The 15,729-nt window shown below is 45.5% G+C and carries 20 protein-coding genes and 1 riboswitch; of the genes, 6 read left to right on the top strand and 14 right to left on the bottom strand.

The genetic code is table 11. The features are described from left to right. The first annotated feature begins 32 nt into the window (after positions 1-32). Positions 33-2,312, top strand: a complete 2,280-nt coding sequence (locus KXZ66_RS06360; RefSeq protein WP_161477069.1) for an ATP-dependent helicase — start codon at positions 33-35, stop codon at positions 2,310-2,312. 73 nt (positions 2,313-2,385) lie between these two features. Here KXZ66_RS06360 and spoVIF read toward each other — a convergent pair whose 3' ends face one another. The 4 genes from spoVIF to yjcA form a co-directional block, all read right to left on the bottom strand. After that, positions 2,386-2,640 (bottom strand): sporulation-specific transcription regulator SpoVIF, encoded by a 255-nt coding sequence (spoVIF, locus tag KXZ66_RS06355; RefSeq protein WP_003232870.1) that lies wholly within the window; start codon positions 2,638-2,640, stop codon positions 2,386-2,388. Positions 2,641-2,772: 132 nt separating this feature from the next. After that, the gene (yjcZ, locus tag KXZ66_RS06350) at positions 2,773-2,922 is read right to left on the bottom strand and encodes a sporulation protein YjcZ (protein ID WP_003232872.1); all 150 of its coding nucleotides are present in this window, start codon (positions 2,920-2,922) and stop codon (positions 2,773-2,775) included. An 81-nt stretch (positions 2,923-3,003) separates the two neighbouring features. Further along, a complete protein-coding gene (locus tag KXZ66_RS06345; RefSeq protein WP_014479470.1) occupies positions 3,004-3,210 on the bottom strand; it encodes a hypothetical protein in 207 nt (68 codons plus the stop codon). 281 nt (positions 3,211-3,491) lie between these two features. Then, the gene (yjcA, locus tag KXZ66_RS06340; RefSeq protein WP_064671243.1) at positions 3,492-3,848 is read right to left on the bottom strand and encodes a sporulation protein YjcA; all 357 of its coding nucleotides are present in this window, start codon (positions 3,846-3,848) and stop codon (positions 3,492-3,494) included. 159 nt (positions 3,849-4,007) lie between these two features. Here yjcA and cotV point away from each other — a divergent pair, with 159 nt between their 5' ends. The 5 genes from cotV (at position 4,008) to cotZ (ending at position 6,577) form a co-directional block, all read left to right on the top strand. Next, entirely contained in the window at positions 4,008-4,394 is a 387-nt protein-coding gene (cotV, locus tag KXZ66_RS06335) for a spore coat protein CotV (protein ID WP_032677403.1), read from the top strand. 41 nt (positions 4,395-4,435) lie between these two features. After that, entirely contained in the window at positions 4,436-4,759 is a 324-nt protein-coding gene (gene cotW, locus KXZ66_RS06330) for a spore coat protein CotW (RefSeq protein WP_064671242.1), read from the top strand. Positions 4,760-4,853: 94 nt separating this feature from the next. Beyond that, positions 4,854-5,363, top strand: a complete 510-nt coding sequence (locus KXZ66_RS06325) for a spore coat protein (RefSeq protein WP_003232886.1) — start codon at positions 4,854-4,856, stop codon at positions 5,361-5,363. Positions 5,364-5,514: 151 nt separating this feature from the next. Beyond that, positions 5,515-6,003, top strand: coding sequence for a spore coat protein CotY (cotY, locus tag KXZ66_RS06320; protein WP_003239243.1), 489 nt, complete (start codon positions 5,515-5,517; stop codon positions 6,001-6,003). 127 nt (positions 6,004-6,130) lie between these two features. Next, a complete protein-coding gene (cotZ, locus tag KXZ66_RS06315; protein ID WP_003244982.1) occupies positions 6,131-6,577 on the top strand; it encodes a spore coat protein CotZ in 447 nt (148 codons plus the stop codon). 93 nt (positions 6,578-6,670) lie between these two features. Here the strand turns inward: cotZ and cotO are convergent, their stop codons facing one another. The 10 genes from cotO to KXZ66_RS06265 all read right to left on the bottom strand — a co-directional run bounded on the left by cotO (position 6,671) and on the right by KXZ66_RS06265 (position 15,666). Beyond that, a complete protein-coding gene (cotO, locus tag KXZ66_RS06310) occupies positions 6,671-7,357 on the bottom strand; it encodes a spore coat protein CotO (protein WP_120027979.1) in 687 nt (228 codons plus the stop codon). Between the two features lie 100 nt (positions 7,358-7,457). Beyond that, positions 7,458-8,234 carry an enoyl-ACP reductase FabI gene (gene fabI / locus KXZ66_RS06305; protein ID WP_003232896.1) on the bottom strand — a complete coding sequence of 259 codons (777 nt, stop codon included), beginning with the start codon at positions 8,232-8,234 and terminating at the stop codon, positions 7,458-7,460. A 135-nt stretch (positions 8,235-8,369) separates the two neighbouring features. Beyond that, positions 8,370-9,185, bottom strand: a complete 816-nt coding sequence (gene thiD, locus KXZ66_RS06300) for a bifunctional hydroxymethylpyrimidine kinase/phosphomethylpyrimidine kinase (RefSeq protein ID WP_014479462.1) — start codon at positions 9,183-9,185, stop codon at positions 8,370-8,372. 18 nt (positions 9,186-9,203) lie between these two features. Further along, positions 9,204-10,214, bottom strand: a complete 1,011-nt coding sequence (gene thiF, locus KXZ66_RS06295) for a thiazole biosynthesis adenylyltransferase ThiF (protein WP_144482571.1) — start codon at positions 10,212-10,214, stop codon at positions 9,204-9,206. Further along, a complete protein-coding gene (gene thiG, locus KXZ66_RS06290; RefSeq protein WP_010886483.1) occupies positions 10,211-10,981 on the bottom strand; it encodes a thiazole synthase in 771 nt (256 codons plus the stop codon). The genes thiF and thiG overlap by 4 nt, the downstream gene beginning before the upstream one ends. Continuing rightward, positions 10,978-11,178, bottom strand: a complete 201-nt coding sequence (thiS, locus tag KXZ66_RS06285; RefSeq protein WP_072173897.1) for a sulfur carrier protein ThiS — start codon at positions 11,176-11,178, stop codon at positions 10,978-10,980. The genes thiG and thiS overlap by 4 nt, the downstream gene beginning before the upstream one ends. Continuing rightward, entirely contained in the window at positions 11,178-12,287 is a 1,110-nt protein-coding gene (gene thiO, locus KXZ66_RS06280) for a glycine oxidase ThiO (protein ID WP_219144856.1), read from the bottom strand. Before thiO ends, thiS begins: the two co-directional genes overlap by 1 nt. Further along, complete coding sequence (gene tenI, locus KXZ66_RS06275) at positions 12,271-12,888, bottom strand: thiazole tautomerase TenI (RefSeq protein ID WP_015715674.1); 618 nt, start codon at positions 12,886-12,888, stop codon at positions 12,271-12,273. The genes thiO and tenI overlap by 17 nt, the downstream gene beginning before the upstream one ends. Beyond that, positions 12,863-13,573: a thiaminase II gene (gene tenA, locus KXZ66_RS06270; protein WP_003232909.1), complete on the bottom strand. Its 711-nt coding sequence runs from the start codon at positions 13,571-13,573 to the stop codon at positions 12,863-12,865. The genes tenI and tenA overlap by 26 nt, the downstream gene beginning before the upstream one ends. A 78-nt stretch (positions 13,574-13,651) precedes the next feature. Next, positions 13,652-13,760, bottom strand: a riboswitch (TPP riboswitch). A gap of 61 nt (positions 13,761-13,821) precedes the next feature. Further along, positions 13,822-15,666, bottom strand: coding sequence for a monovalent cation:proton antiporter family protein (locus KXZ66_RS06265; RefSeq protein WP_015715673.1), 1,845 nt, complete (start codon positions 15,664-15,666; stop codon positions 13,822-13,824). Positions 15,667-15,729: the final 63 nt, after the last annotated feature.

The following is a 15,729-nucleotide window of genomic DNA, read 5'->3' as shown; positions in this document are numbered from 1 at the left end:
AATGAACACCTTTTGATTGGGAGGACCCCTTTTTGAAATGCGCCCGACTGAATGATCGAATTATACATTTACATACATATTCGAGAGAACATTATCAATTCCTCTTTGAAGAAGGAATAAAAGGACATTTATTTTGTTCTCATTGCGGAAATCCCGTTTTGTTACGGCTTAACATCGCCGATCCGCCAGAGTTTATCCATCGCCAGCCAGGCGATTTCCCGGCATGTGAGGAGGCGTGTGCTCCGAAGCCCGCCAAAGAGGAAAAAAAAGAAGATGATCAGGAATCTGGTGTCATTCGTTTGCCCAAGGGAAAAGCGATCGCCGCTGACCCGTCTCCAGCTGTCACGGAATGGCACCGTCCAAGAAGCATTAAACCAGGAACACCATTTGTGCCAAAAACAATAGAACCCGATACGAGCCTTTTTCCGTCTGTCGGCTTAAACACGGATCAGCTGAAAGCGGTCACGGAAACAGAAGGTCCGCTGCTTGTGCTTGCAGGTGCGGGGAGCGGAAAAACACGGGTGCTGACAGCCCGTGCCGCCCACATGATCGAACACTTAGGCATACCGCCTGAAAATATGCTGCTTGTCACCTTTACAACAAAAGCTGTCGCTGAAATGAAAGAGCGTATGGCGAACCAGTACGGATTACAGCCGGCAAAAGTCAGAAGACTTGTGACAGGAACATTCCACAGTCTGTTTTATAAGATCTTGTATCACTCTAATTCTGCTAAATGGAACGGTGAGCATCTGCTGAAAATGGAGTGGCAGCGGGAACAATATATCAAAAAAGCACTCTATGAAGAAGGCATCGATGAGAAAGAATTCCCAGTTGACCAAGCCCTGCAGCAGATCGGTTTTTGGAAAAACACTTATGTCCCAAATGAACGCATCCCTCTAAAAGATGAGTGGGAAAAACAAGTTTATCGTTTATATGAACATTATGAACGCCAGAAAAAAGAACACAGCCAATTTGATTTTGATGACATGGCTTCAGCCTGCTATGAATTGTTTATCGAGCGGCCTGACCTTCTGGAACAGTATCAATCTCGGTTTACGTATATCTTAATTGATGAGTTTCAGGACATTAATCCGGTTCAATACAAAATCATGCAAATGCTCGCCAGCCCGGAGCAAAACCTGTGCTGTGTCGGAGACGATGACCAGTCCATCTACGCGTTTCGCGGAAGCAATCCGTCTTTCATTCTTGATTTTCAAAAGGATTATCCGGGAGCGAAGACGATCTATTTAACTGCGAACTACAGGTCTACGCACCCGATCGTCTCTAGTGCTGATATCGTTGTGAAAAAGAACAAAAACAGATATGCCAAAACGCTTGAAGCGGCCCGCGATGACATTCAGGTCCCTGTGCTGTTTTATCCTTATGATGAAGAGGAAGAAGCCACAATGGTCGTTTCCGATATCAAAGAAAAAATTCAAAATGGAGCCAGTCCAGAAGACTTTGCGGTTCTTTACCGCACAAACAGCGGAGGCCGTGCTATATATGAAAGGCTTCATCAATCGTCAATTCCGTATACAGCTGACCGCGGCGTCCAATCGTTTTACAGCAGACGGATCGTCCGCCAGATTCTCGCCTACTTGTACGCCAGCCAAAATGAGGATGACACCGAGGCGATTAAACACTTGCTTCCCGCCTTGTTTTTAAAACAGTCCGCTTTGAATACGCTGAAGGCGCTCTCGATCACAGAGGACTGTACCATGATCAAAGCGCTGGCCAAATTGCCTGATCTGAAGCCATTCCAGCTGGACAAAATCAAGAAAATCGTACCGTTTTTTGCAAGCCTCCGCACGATGAAGCCCGTAGAAGCCATCACCTTTGCAGAAGGAAAAATGGGCTTCTCCGAGTATTTAAAAAAGCGGGGCAATGAGGGCAACAAGCTGGAAAAAGGTTCCGATGACCTGCGCGACATCAAGGTTGTCGCCAAGAAGTTCAAAACGATTCCTGACTTTCTTGCCCACGTAGACCATATGAGGGCCGCTGAGAAAAACAGAACGGATGAACATGGCGTTCAGCTGATGACCATTCACCGGTCAAAAGGCCTTGAATTCAAAACAGTCTACGTGTTAGGCACTGTAGACGGCTCGATTCCGCACGATTTCTCATTAGAAACGGCAAGAAAAGGAGACGAGGCCGCTCTTGAGGAGGAAAGACGCCTTTTATATGTAGCCATGACCCGGGCGAAACAGCATTTATATTTGTCTTGCCCCGCTAACAGGCGCGGCAAAACAGCCAACCGCTCAAGATTTTTGTATCCCCTGCTACAAAAAGCAAGACAGCCCTTGCATCATTAACAGCCCGGCAGATTACTGCCGGGTTTTTACTGTAAAAAAAGGCCCGCTGCAGTGAGTCAGCCAGGCCATCCACTTATTTATTATCCATCATTTTAGAAATCGTGCCAAAATCAAGCTTTTCTTTTCCGCTTGTAATAGATTCCACAATTTTATCTTCTAATTCTTTTGGCACGCGTCTGTTTGCCATCTGCGCTACGCGGTTAATCACACTGCGCACTGTATTTTCATCTTTAAAATTAGCGTTTTGGAGTGATCCGGCAAGATTCATTACATCCTGCATCTTCACACCTGTTTTCTTTTCGATGTTCTTAAAAAATTGATTATCCATAATGCGCCTCCTTTTGGCGGAGTAATACGGTATTGTATGAATGCACATAATACAATGTGCTTTTCCAACATTTTTAAAAATAAACACAAGGCAAGGAAGCACGGGTTATAACCCGTACTTCCTCAATACATCTTAAAAGAAAGATGCACCTACGATGATGAGGAGAATGAATAATACGACCAACAAAACAAATGTTGAACCATAGCCGCCGCCGTAACCGCCAGCATAACCGCCATAACAGCCGCCGCCGTAGCCGCCGCCGAATCCGTATCCAAAGCCCATAGATAAGCACCTCCTTTACTCTCTATACACTATGTGAGCTGCTTGGATCGGCTTGGATATTCGCATAGGGCGTTTGCGGATTTACGATTGATCATATTGAGCTTGATGTTTTTTAAGTAAGGCCTCTGTTTTTTCAGCCAGCTCTTCAATCTCATCTTCAAATTCCAGACCGGCTTTATCAAATGCATCCAAGTCTTTTCTGATACTGCCCATCGTGTCTTCATGCTTTTTTTGCTTTTGTTCGTGAGGTTCATATCTTCCTTCTATCCATTTTTCAAACTCATTCACTTTTATCCCCCCGCTTATGATATATGCTGAGCAAGGCCGCCCCGTTAAAAAAACAAAAAACCGGAGTTCTCCGGTTTCTTTGCCAGGCTATTGAGGCTTTTTCTTTTTATTTCCGCACCCGCAGCCTTTCTTTTTTATCTTTTTTGATTGATACGATGAATCTGTATATGGAGATTTTTGGGAAGGTTTATGATGCTGATTCATTTTTGTCCCCTTCCTTTCCTTATGTCATATATGCTACTTTATGCGTATTCTGACAGAAAGTTGCTGGTAGTAACGCCTTATTCTTGCAGCCATTTTGATACGAGCGTTTCTATGATGCCGGCAAGGCCGGCGATCGCTAAAAGTAAAATCAGCCACTGCGCCGCTTGCGGGATCACCGCCTGGCATAAAATCAAAAAGCCGGCACACCACACGCCTGTGCACCAATAGCAGCTCAGCAATTCACCAATAAACGCCCTGACACCGGTTCCCTTAATCACGATAAAGGTTTCAATGTTCCCGTCCGCATCCTTTTCTTCCTTCTCTTCATGAAACAGACTGCGAAGCGGCGCCATAATCGTGTCAAACACCAGCAGGCGGGCGAGCCGAAAGACCGCAAGCGATAGAAGAACAATTGTCAGCCCATTTATAACCACTCGTTCACTCCTTTGCCAATCATGATCCCTTCACATATATGCGAAAACCCTATTCTTCATGAATTGTATCTTGTCCGGCAGAAAATTGGTTATTTTTATTATTCCGCTCTGCACCCCATTTGCATTATATAGAGTATGGATAAGAAAGGAGTGAAGGTTATGTCATTTGAAGAAAAAGTCGAATCCCTGCACCCTGCAATATTTGAGCAATTATCAAGCGAATTCGAACAGCAGATCGAAGTGATTGACTGCGAAAATATCACAATAGATACGTCACATGTAACAGCTGCCCTTTCTATACAAGCCTTTGTGACAACTATGATTATCCTGGCGACTCAGCTGGTCATCGCTGACGAGGATTTGGCTGACGCAGTGGCAAGTGAAATTCTTATTCTCGATAGCTCCCAAATCAAAAAAAGAACCATCATTAAAATAATCAACAGCCGAAACATCAAAATTACTTTGTCTGCCGACGAGATAATAACCTTTGTACAAATCTTGCTTCAGGTGTTAAACAGCATTCTCAATGAACTTGACGTCCTTTAACCCTTTCTTTTTCACAAACTTAAAAGACGAGGTGAAAACAAATGTCAGATAACGATAAGATCAAAGAAGAGCTTGAAAAGCTTCCAGAAGCTGATCCGATGACGAAAATGCTGGTCCAAAATATATTTTCTAAACATGGTGTCACAAAAGACAAAATGAAAAAAGTATCAGACGAAGAAAAAGAAATGCTTTTAAATCTTGTAAAAGACTTACAAGCTAAATCACAAGCATTAATAGATAGCCAAAAGAAGAAAAAAGAAGAAGCATCCGTGCAAGAGCAAAGGAACGAAAAGCCTCTCAGCCGCAGAGAGCAATTAATTGAACAGCTCAGACAAAGACGGCAAAACAATAACAACTCAAATTAATTATAAAAAATAGGGCAATTCATCATGATATATGACTCAGTCAAAGTAAGAGGCTCGCTCATTTAATAACAGTAAAAGAAAAGGAGGAATAGATATGGAAAGCAGACCATATTCTTGGGTTGCACTTGATCCTGACTGTGACCATCCGTTAGACGAAAAAGATAAAAAAGAAGAAAGAAAATGCAATTGCGATATTTGCTGCAATGGTAACGGGTTTTTTGGCAATGACAATGCCTTAATTGACCAAAATCTGGCTCAGGCAAATCTCAACAAACAGATCTCCGATGAGACAATTATTATCAGAGACTCATGTGACATTAACGTTTCATCTACAGACGTTCAAGCAATAACTTCAGTTTTAACAGCGCTAAATTCAGCAACCGTAATATTAACTCTCACATCCATTGCAGATGGCGTAATTGCAGAATTAGTTGCACAAGATTTATTACAGATTGCATCAAACAAACAAGTAAATCGCCAAAAACTTCTTATCGAATGTTCTCGCGGTGTAAATGTCACAACAGTAGATGCCGATATTGCAACAGTTGTTTCTACAGCAGTAAACCTCTTAGTCGCCCTCTTAACAATCACTCTTGTCCTTTAGAACCTAAAAGCAGAGCTAAAAACGCTCTGCTTTTTCTTATTTTCCAAGCATATGATGAATATATAGACGTTCACCCACACCAAGTGGGGCACGGGTACATATGTTGTTAAGGACTAAAGTCAAATACCCTATAAAGAAGGAGCTGAAATCAATGAGCTGCGGAAAAACCCATGGCCGGCATGAGAACTGTGTATGCGATGCAGTGGAAAAGATTTTAGCAGAGCAGGAGGCAGTTGAAGAACAGTGTCCGACTGGCTGCTATACCAACCTTTTAAACCCTACGATTGCTGGAAAAGACACAATTCCGTTTCTCGTTTTTGATAAAAAAGGCGGATTGTTCTCCACATTCGGAAACGTAGGGGGATTTGTGGATGATATGCAATGCTTTGAATCCATTTTCTTCCGCGTCGAAAAATTATGCGATTGCTGTGCAACACTGTCTATTTTACGCCCGGTCGATGTCAAAGGCGATACCTTAAGTGTTTGCCACCCTTGCGACCCGGATTTCTTCGGGCTAGAAAAAACAGATTTCTGCATTGAAGTGGATCTCGGATGCTTCTGCGCGATTCAGTGCCTGTCACCAGAGCTAGTTGACAGAACATCGCCTCACAAAGATAAAAAGCATCATCACAATGGATAAACACTTGTAAAGAGGAATCCCCTTCCAAACTCTATTACAGGTGCAAATCATTCAGCTGCTTCCAGCGTGAGGCAGCTGACTCTCCATCATTTCGCCAGTCTCAAATTTATAAGGCAGGAGGGATAATATGAGCCAGAAAACATCAAGCTGCGTGCGTGAAGCTGTAGAAAATATTGAAGATCTGCAAAACGCTGTTGAAGAAGACTGCCCGACCGGCTGCCACTCTAAGCTTTTATCTGTAAGCCATTCGTTAGGCGACACAGTGCCTTTTGCAATATTTACATCAAAATCAACGCCATTAGTCGCCTTCGGAAATGTTGGCGAACTCGATAACGGCCCTTGCTTTAATACAGTATTTTTCAGGGTCGAAAGAGTGCATGGAAGCTGCGCAACACTGTCATTATTAATCGCATTTGACGAACACAAACACATTTTGGACTTCACCGATAAAGATACGGTGTGTGAAGTGTTCCGACTCGAAAAAACGAACTACTGTATTGAAGTTGACTTAGACTGCTTCTGCGCAATCAACTGCTTAAATCCTCGATTAATCAATCGTACACATCATCATTAATCATAAGCTGGAAAAGCTTGCAGGCCTGCAGGCTTTTCTCTATATAAAAAAAGCTGTCCGGCAACATCAGCCGGGCAGCTTTTTTCTTTTTCGTTAAAAACCGAGCGGGTGCAAAGAGGTGATTTCATCGATTGCCAGCTCGGTCGGTGCTCCGTTTCCGGTTGTTCGAAGCAGGACGGAATCATTTCTTCTTCCGACAATCACGCCTCTATACGTTCTTCCATTGGCTTCAATCAAACAAAGCGCTCTCGGCATGTTATGAGGCAGCTTTGTTAAAAAATCAATTTTTTCGTGGATCGTCATCTTGCTCATCGGTTTTTTCACTTTTCGTGCCGGCGGTGCTTTTTCCTCCGCTTTATCAGCACTATGGACAGCTTCCGGTTCTTTCTCAGGCTTCCGGGTCTCAAGTGCAGGCTCTTCCTTTTTTTCTGCTTTCGGGGGCTCGTGTTCAACGGTTTCTTCTACGGCCTGCGGCTCTGCTTTCTGTTCTTCCTCTTGGCTTTTTATGTTCTCTGGCTCTCTCGCCTCTTGTGTTTGCTGACTCACTGGTTCGGCTGCAGGCTTTTGGTCTTCTTGCAGGACATCCTGTGCCACAGCTTCCTCCTGCTGCTTCTCATGGTAAGCCGGCTTTTCCTCAGCTTTTGGCGGAGCGGGTTTGTCGGCCTTTCTTTTGATGACAATCTCCTGCATGGATGACCTTGTAGTTTCTGCATAATCCGGCTGAACAATATACATGAGCGGTTTTTTATCCGCGTTTCTTTTCTTATTAGACATCTTCATCCCTCCGATTGTGTCATATTCTATCTATATGACAGAAAGCTGAAAATCAGAAGAAATAAAAAAGCAATCCCTATTCGGGATTGCTTGATATAGATCCTGCTTAGCGGGCAGTGATATGGAAACCTGAATCAACGTGAAGATTTTCACCTGTAATCCCGCGGGACATATCGCTGAACAAGAACGCAGCTGTATCGCCCACTTCTTCAGGTGTTGTCGTGCGGCGAAGCGGTGCACGCTCTTCGATGTCTTTTAAGATAGAGTTGAAATCGCTGATGCCTTTAGCAGATAATGTTCTGATCGGGCCGGCAGAAATGCTGTTAACGCGGATATTTTCTTTTCCTAGGTCAGCAGCTAAATATTTCACACTTGCATCAAGAGAAGCTTTCGCTACACCCATGACGTTGTAGTTTGGCATCACAAGCTCTCCGCCAAGGTACGTCAAAGTGACAATGCTTCCGCCTTCAGTCATCATCGGACGTGCCGCTTTGACAACAGCAGTCAGAGAATATGAGCTGATGTTATGAGCCAAAAGGAAGCCGTCACGATTTGTGTTTAAGTATTCGCCGACAAGCTCTTCTTTGTTGGCAAACGCGATACAATGCGCGATACCGTGGATTACACCGACCTGCTCCTTAATGCTTGCGAAGCAAGTTTCGATTTCTGCGTCGTTTGTAACATCGCAAGGGAGGATGATGGAATCGTTGCGGTCTAATGTTCCGGCAAGCTCGTGAACGGATTTCTCCAGGCGTTCACCAGCGTATGTGAAAATCAAACGTGCACCCGCTTCATGTAAAGAACGCGCAATGCCCCAGGCGATGCTGCGTTTGTTGGCTACCCCCATCACAACAATGTTGCGGCCTTCAAGTGAAAAATTCATATGTATAAAGCCTCCTATATTTAATAAAGACATAGTATTAGTACCTGATCTTAATTCCTATCATATCATAACCTTGTCCAGATGAAAAGCGCATACCGTAGCAAACGCAAAAGAGATCACCATCAGCTGGTGATCTCATCGGCTTGTATTTAAGCTGTTTCGTTTAAAAGCGAAATGGTTTGTCGGCCCGTGTCCCGATCCGATGCCGAGCGTATTTTCCACCGCTTCACGGACAAAGTTGGCCGCAACCTCAAATGCCTGATGGATGCTGTCTCCTTTAGCCGTTTGGGCCGTTAAAGCCGCAGCAAAGGTGCAGCCTGTGCCATGCGTATGCTTCGTATTGATATAAGGATGGGTGATTTGCATAAACATGCTGCCATCAAAAAGAAGGTCAGTAATGTGATTGTCCTCAGGCTGGTGCCCGCCTTTGATAATGACATGCTGCGCACCCATCTTGACGAGCTGCTCCGCTGCTTTTTTCCGGTCATCCAGCGAGCTGATTGTCATTCCTGTCAGCGTTTCTGCTTCCGGGACATTCGGCGTAATCGCGTAGCTTCTTGGAATGAGCAACTCCTTTAAGGTGGCAACTGACTCATCACGCAGCAAGGATGCCCCGCCCTTTGCGATCATAACCGGATCAACAATTACACGATTGAATCCGTACTCGTCAATTTTTCTTGCCACTTCTTCAATCATGTCGGCATTCCAGAGCATTCCCGTTTTGACTGCATCCGGTCTCAAATCCTCAGCAACAGCGTCAATTTGCTGTCTCAATGCCTCTACAGTCAGCGGATGCACCCCATGAACGCCAAGCGTATTTTGAGCGGTTACCGCTGTAATCGCAGACATTCCGAATACATCAAGCTCTTGAAAGGTTTTAATATCAGCCTGTATCCCTGCGCCGCCGCCTGAATCTGATCCGGCGATTGTCAATGCTTTATATATACTCATTACACTACACTCCTTTTATTACCCGATCCATTTATGATAAATGGATTTTGCCCGGGCAATATCATTTGTTCCATGGATCAAAGCTCTGCCGTCCCGGAACAGCACCATTTTCATATCATCCGAGCGGCAGGAAATTAAATACGGGTTCGCAGCTACTTCAAGCCCGGCCTGCCTCAGCTGACCGGCAAGCGCTTCAAGATCCGCTTCTTTCGTAATAGATGATCTGATCTGCACCGTGTTCCTGCCGCACAATACAGCCGCTTTTGTTTGATTTTCATATGACAAAAACGGAAAATCCTTTGTGCCGCAGCTTGGGCATGCGTCATGTTTGAGACTGGCCGCTCTCACTTCTGACCGCTCGTTTTTCCACAAATCAAAGGAGCGCAGCACAGGCTCGCACTCCTCTCCCGTCAGCAGCTTCAGTGCATCTGTTACCTGAAAGACTGCTACCTGCAAAACAGCCGGACTGATGATGCCGGCTGTGTCACATGTTGCTCCGCCAACCGGAAGTGTATCGAGCAAGCAATGCAGGCAAGGAGTAGAACCCGGCACCACGGTAAAGGTGAGGCCGTAGCTCCCTACACAGGCACCGTAAAGAAAAGGAATCCCTTCCTTTACCGCAGCATCATTTACGATCAGGCGGGTTTCAAAATTATCAGCCGCATCCACAATAATCGATGCATCCCTAATCAGCTCGAAGATATTTTCTGCTGTCACATCCATGACAAGGCCGGTCACATCAACATCGCTGTTAATCGAACGGAGACGGCGCTCCGCAGCGGCTGCTTTCGGCATTTCTTTTTTGACATCATCTTCTGTATAAAGTTGCTGGCGCTGGAGGTTGCTCCATTCAACATAATCTCTGTCGGCAATTTTCACAGAGCCGACTCCCGCTCTCACCAGCATTTCTGCACTGGCTGTTCCGAGCGCGCCGGCGCCGATAATCACGGCGCGCGCTTCTTTCAATTTTTTCTGGCCGGATGGGCCGATCGGAGCAAACAGCTCCTGCCTTGAATACCTGCCCGTCATACAGGAAGACCTTCTCCCGGACTGCTTGCCGTTCCGTATTGCTTAAGCGGGATTCGGCCCGCCTCATAAGAAAGGCGTCCTGCTTCCACCGCGAGCTTCATGGCACGAGCCATTTTCACAGGATCGTCAGCTCCCGATACAGCCGTATTGAGCAGTACGCCATCCGCTCCAAGCTCCATTGCGTATGCCGCATCTTTAGGCGAGCCGATTCCAGCATCCACGATGACCGGCACTTTCGCCTGTTCAATAATAAACGACAGATTCAAAGGATTTAAGATTCCTTGTCCTGATCCAATCGGAGATGCACCCGGCATGATGGCATGAACGCCGAGCTCTTCCAGCTTTCTCGCCAGCACAACGTCATCCGACGTGTACGGGAGCACAATAAAGCCTTCTTCAAGAAGCTGTTCAGACGCTTTTAATGTCTCAACAGGGTCAGGCAGCAAGGAACGGCTGCATCCGATGACTTCAACTTTAATCATGTCACAAAGGCCTGACGCTTTCGCCAGCCTTGCAATCCGAACCGCTTCTTCAGCAGTGCTGGCGCCCGCTGTATTCGGCAAAAGCGTATATTTGGATAAATCAAGCTGTTCCAAAAAATTCGGCTGAGATGCTTCAAAGATGTTCATTCTCCTTACAGCAAATGTTAAAATATCAGACTCAGAAACAGCTACTGCTTCCTTTTGAATGTCAAACGATGGGTATTTCCCCGTGCCCAGCAGCAATCTTGATTGAAATGATTTTCCGCCAATTGTTAACATGCTCATCCGCCTCCTACAAAATGGACAATTTCAATGACATCACGATCACAAAGCTCAACCTCGTGATAACGTTCTTTCCCGATTATTTCTTTATTTCTTTCCACGATAACAATTTTATTTTCAAGCTGATACGACGCCAGCAGGTCTTGAATTGTACCTGTGTCTTTTTCCCACTTCACGTCTTTACCGTTCAGCTGTAGCATCATATCTGAACCGCCTCCTTGCGATCAATTCGGAATGCGTGCAGCCAGTCTTGGTTGACCTCTTTATTCATGATGAGATCACTGATCAAAGCGCCCGTTGCGGGAGCAAGCAGGACCCCGTTTCTGAAATGGCCAGCCGCAAATAAAATACGGCTGTCCTCAGGATGTCTGCCGATGTACGGTTTTCCATCCTTTGTTCCCGGACGGAGTCCCGCCCAAAAACGATCCACCTTCATATTCTGTATAGCCGGCAGCATCGTTTTTGCTTTTTTCATAACAGATTCCAATCCGCCAAGATCCGGTGTTTCACTCCAGTCCCCCGGCTTCATTGTCGCGCCGACAACCAGTCTTCCGCTTTTTCTCGGTACGATATAGCAGTGATCATGGTAAAGCGTTTTTGTCAGCGGGATATCATCATTCCAAACGGACAGGCACTCCCCTTTTACAGGGAGAAAAGCATTGTTCAGTCCAAGCTGTTTAAAAAACATTCCGCTCCACACCCCGCTGGCAACGACAACATGATTAGCCCATACGTCTCCGCTAGGGGTCTTGATGAACAGGGCTTCACCGTCACGTTCGACATGCAGGACGGGCGTATGCTCAAAAATCTCCGCCCCAAGCATTTTTGCTGCTTTCACATATGCCTTGCAAACAAAATAAGGCTCCACATGCACATCATCCTGAATAAAAGATGCACCAAAGATGTCACCAGACGCATACGGCTCTTTTTCTAACACCTCTTCTTTTGAATACCAGCTGACAGAGTCCAAATCGTCCATCTGTCTCAGCTGCAGCACATCTTCTTCAGAAAATGCAAGCTTAAACATACCGCCGTTATGCTGCCTGATATCCACACCGGATAATGCATAAAGCTCTTCTCCAAGACCTTTGTACAGACGCTGACTGTGCATGGCGAAATCAAAAAACGCGTCACGTTCCTCGCATTCGGCATGGGCGCCCAGCATTCCGGCAGCGGCACTTGTCGTTCTGCCGCCCATTGTTCCGCTTTCAAACAATGCGGTGCTTTTGTTTTCCTTTGCCAAATGATAAGCAATCGCGGAACCGATAATTCCGCCTCCAATCACCACTGCTTCATAATGCCTTTTCATAGCGCATCTCCTTTAGCTTGCGGGAATATCGTCTGGCTGCTTCCAAGGGCTCAGCGGAAGAGAAAATTCCTGACATAACAGCAATGCCGTCTGCCCCTGCTTGTTTTACGTCTCTTAACCTGTCCGGCGTCATCCCCCCGATGGCTATAACCGGGATGGAAATCCGCTGTTTGATATCTGACAGCAAAGATACTCCTCTGCCTTCAAGACCCTTTTTGCAATCCGTTTCAAACACATGGCCGAACAGCACGTAGTCCGCGTCTTCCTTTTCTGCTTGAACCGCTTCCTCAAGTGAATGCACCGACCTCCCGATATGAAGGTGTGGAAATCTGGCTCTGACCTGCTTCGGTGAAAAGCTGCCGCTTGGCAGCTGCACGCGGTGAATAGTAGAGAAAAGCGCAATATCCACGCGCCCGTTCATCACCAGTTTTCGTTTATCTATACCGCCTTCAAAAATAAGCTCGAGCAGTTTCAAAATATCTGCCGCCGATTTTGAACGTTCCCGAATATGAATAAAATCAACTTCATTCTGAATCGTAATGATGATTCTCGCTAGCTCTTCTACCGGCTTGCTGTCATCCGTTATGGCGTGAAGCTCCACATTCCTCCACCTCTTTTATGGCGCTGTCAGACCAGCCTTCTTTTCGATAGGCCATTCCCCAAAATTGATATTCATAGTAGCTGGAGATGACAAAATTCTCTTTCATCTTGGCACGCACTTCCTCCGTGCTGTTTTCCGCCAGCTCATCAAAGCGGTTGATTTGCTCCTCGACCTGTTGTCTAAACCAATCACCGCCATATGTGCCAATCCACTTCTGATAAATTGGATGCCCCGGATCACAATGCAGCAATTTCTCACCAACCTCGTAATAGAGCCAATAGCATGGCAGCAAGGCCGCTAAGATTTCTGCGAAATTCCCACTCAAAACCGAACGGTACATATGGGATGTATAAGAATACGCAGTAGGAGACGGCTTAAACGCCTTACGCTCTTCCTCGCTGATTTCCAACAGCTCGGCAAACTCCCGATGAAGCGCCATTTCCGCCTCATATGTACCTTGGGCATGGCTTGCCATCCGCCCCGTTGTATAAAGATCCTTCGCATAAGCGGCGCCAAATGACTGCACCTTTGCAAAATGCGTTAAATAATAGGAATCCTGAAGTACGTAGTATTTAAAACGGTCAATCGGAAGCGTTCCGTCACCGATTCCTTGAACGAACGGATGGACAAAGCTCCCCTCCCACCATTCTGCGGCTGCACTGCGGCATTCTTCTGAAAACTTCACAAATCATTCCCCCTCTGAAAATAAAAAAACCACTTTCCCGCAAGGAAAAGTGGTTTGGAATTGGCATAGTAAAATAACACAAATACCGCTCCACTTCCCTACGCAGGTCTGAACCTGTTCAAGTTATGAGGGTCTAAAAGTCACACTTTTATCTCAGCCCTTATGAAGGACACCCCTAGTGGTTAAACGAATACATATTGAATTGTTCTGCACCTCTATATTAACACGAATCCTTATTTGGTCAAGATTTATCCTTCCAATGTTTTCTTAAGATCCGTTACGTACCCCCGAGATCCGGTGACAATTAAACGGTCTCCAAGTTTCAGCCTTGTATCCCCATGAGGAACGATGCTGTCCACACCTCTGAAGATCCTGACAAAGATGACGTCACCTGTTAAAGGGAATTCCCGTAAAATGACACCATCATATTTACTGTTCTCCATATTAATTTGATACAGCGAAGACTCTTGGTTCGTGAGCAGCTTCATGACGCCAGGCGCTTCAATCAGTGCGCGAAGCAGCGTTTTTGTCGACAGCAGAATAGAAAAGATGCTGATTCCCTGCTCCTTCAGAGCTGCTTCATGCTCCGGTGATCCTACGCTTGCAATGACTCTTTCTGTGCCTTTTTCTTTTGCAAGTAATGCAATGTCTGCATTCATATCTTCATTTCCTGTCGCCACAACGAGGATATCCGTTTCAAAAATGCCGAGTGATTCAAGCGTCTCGTGTTCATAGTCAGAAATTGTTTCAACAGCAAACACTGATTCTGACAGCTTTTCCTCCGCATTCTCTTGGTAGACGTGTACAACACGCACGTCATACTCTTCCTCTGGCAATTCAAGTGTAACAGGCAAAGTCATTTGATTGGCGCCAATGAACGTAATCGTCTTTTTCTCCTCCGGCTGCTCTTCCCGTTTATATAACTTTTTAAAACAGATCGGCGTAAAAATACTTGCAATGACGGCTACTAAAATTAGCGCTCCTGACATATTTGCGCTGATCACGTGAAGCTGCTGGCCGATTGTTGCAGCGGCAATCACGAGCGAAAGCGTTGATGTCAGCAGGAAACCAGACGCGAAAATGGTTCGGTTATCATACCACTTCTTTAAGTACATGACAGGAATGATTTTGCTGACTAACAGCGCCAGCAGCAGGAGCGGAATCATGATTAAAATTGTTTTATCCTGGAAAAGAGTCCAAATATCAAGCTTCACACCGACCATCACGAAGAAAATCGGTATTAAGAACCCATAACCGAATGAGTCCAGCTGCTGAACAAGTTCTTTGTTTGGCGAAAGCAGGGAAACAAGAACCCCCGCTAAGAAAGCGCCGAGAATATTTTCCGCCCCAAGTGATTCAGACAGGGCAACGAGTACAATAATTAACGTAAAAATGGCACGCGTCCCGATCTGGATCGTCCCTTTTGACATGGATTGAACAAAAGAGCGATGTTTGAAGACCCGGCCGAAAAAGTAAAGCACCACTCCGGCCGCAAACAGAATCATCAGGAGCCACATGTTTCCGCTGTCCTCTCCGTATAAAGAAGAAAAAACAGCAAGAAGAATCATCGTGGCCAAATCAGCAATAACAGCAACAAGCAAAATAATCTGCCCGATATTCGAATTCATGATCCGTTCTTCTTTTAATGTTGGAACGACAACGCCTAATGAAATCGTTGAAATAATCAGGGTCATCAAAAATGCATTTTGGATAAATCCGGCCAAGACGAACCCATAGGACAAGAGCAATGATAAAATAAAAATACCGACGAAAATAACAGATGCCGCAGCAAACGTATTCGGCGCTTCCTTGCCATTCGGCAGGAACTGCTTTTTCTTTCCTTTCTCAAACGACGAAAAATCAATTTCAAGCCCGCTTAAAAACATTAAAAAGATAAATCCGAGCATAGAGAGTGTCTGGAGCCAGGTGTCACCCTCCACAACTAAATTAAGGCCGCTTTTCCCAATTATCAGCCCCATAATGATTTCAGCAACAACAACCGGGATGCTGAGTTTAAACCGATGCAAAAGGATGGGTGTCAAAAATGCAACGATAAGTACAACAACTAAAGATGCGACAGATGTATGCGCCATAATCAGAACCTCCTTTTTAAGTCAGGGTTATGCTAGTTCTCACTCAGAGAACAAAACCTCATT

The organism is Bacillus sp. LJBS17 (genome assembly GCF_019334685.1).
In the GTDB taxonomy this organism is placed as follows: domain Bacteria; phylum Bacillota; class Bacilli; order Bacillales; family Bacillaceae; genus Bacillus; species Bacillus subtilis.
Note: the sequence above shows the minus strand (reverse complement) of the source record. Positions and strands in the feature narration are given on the sequence as shown.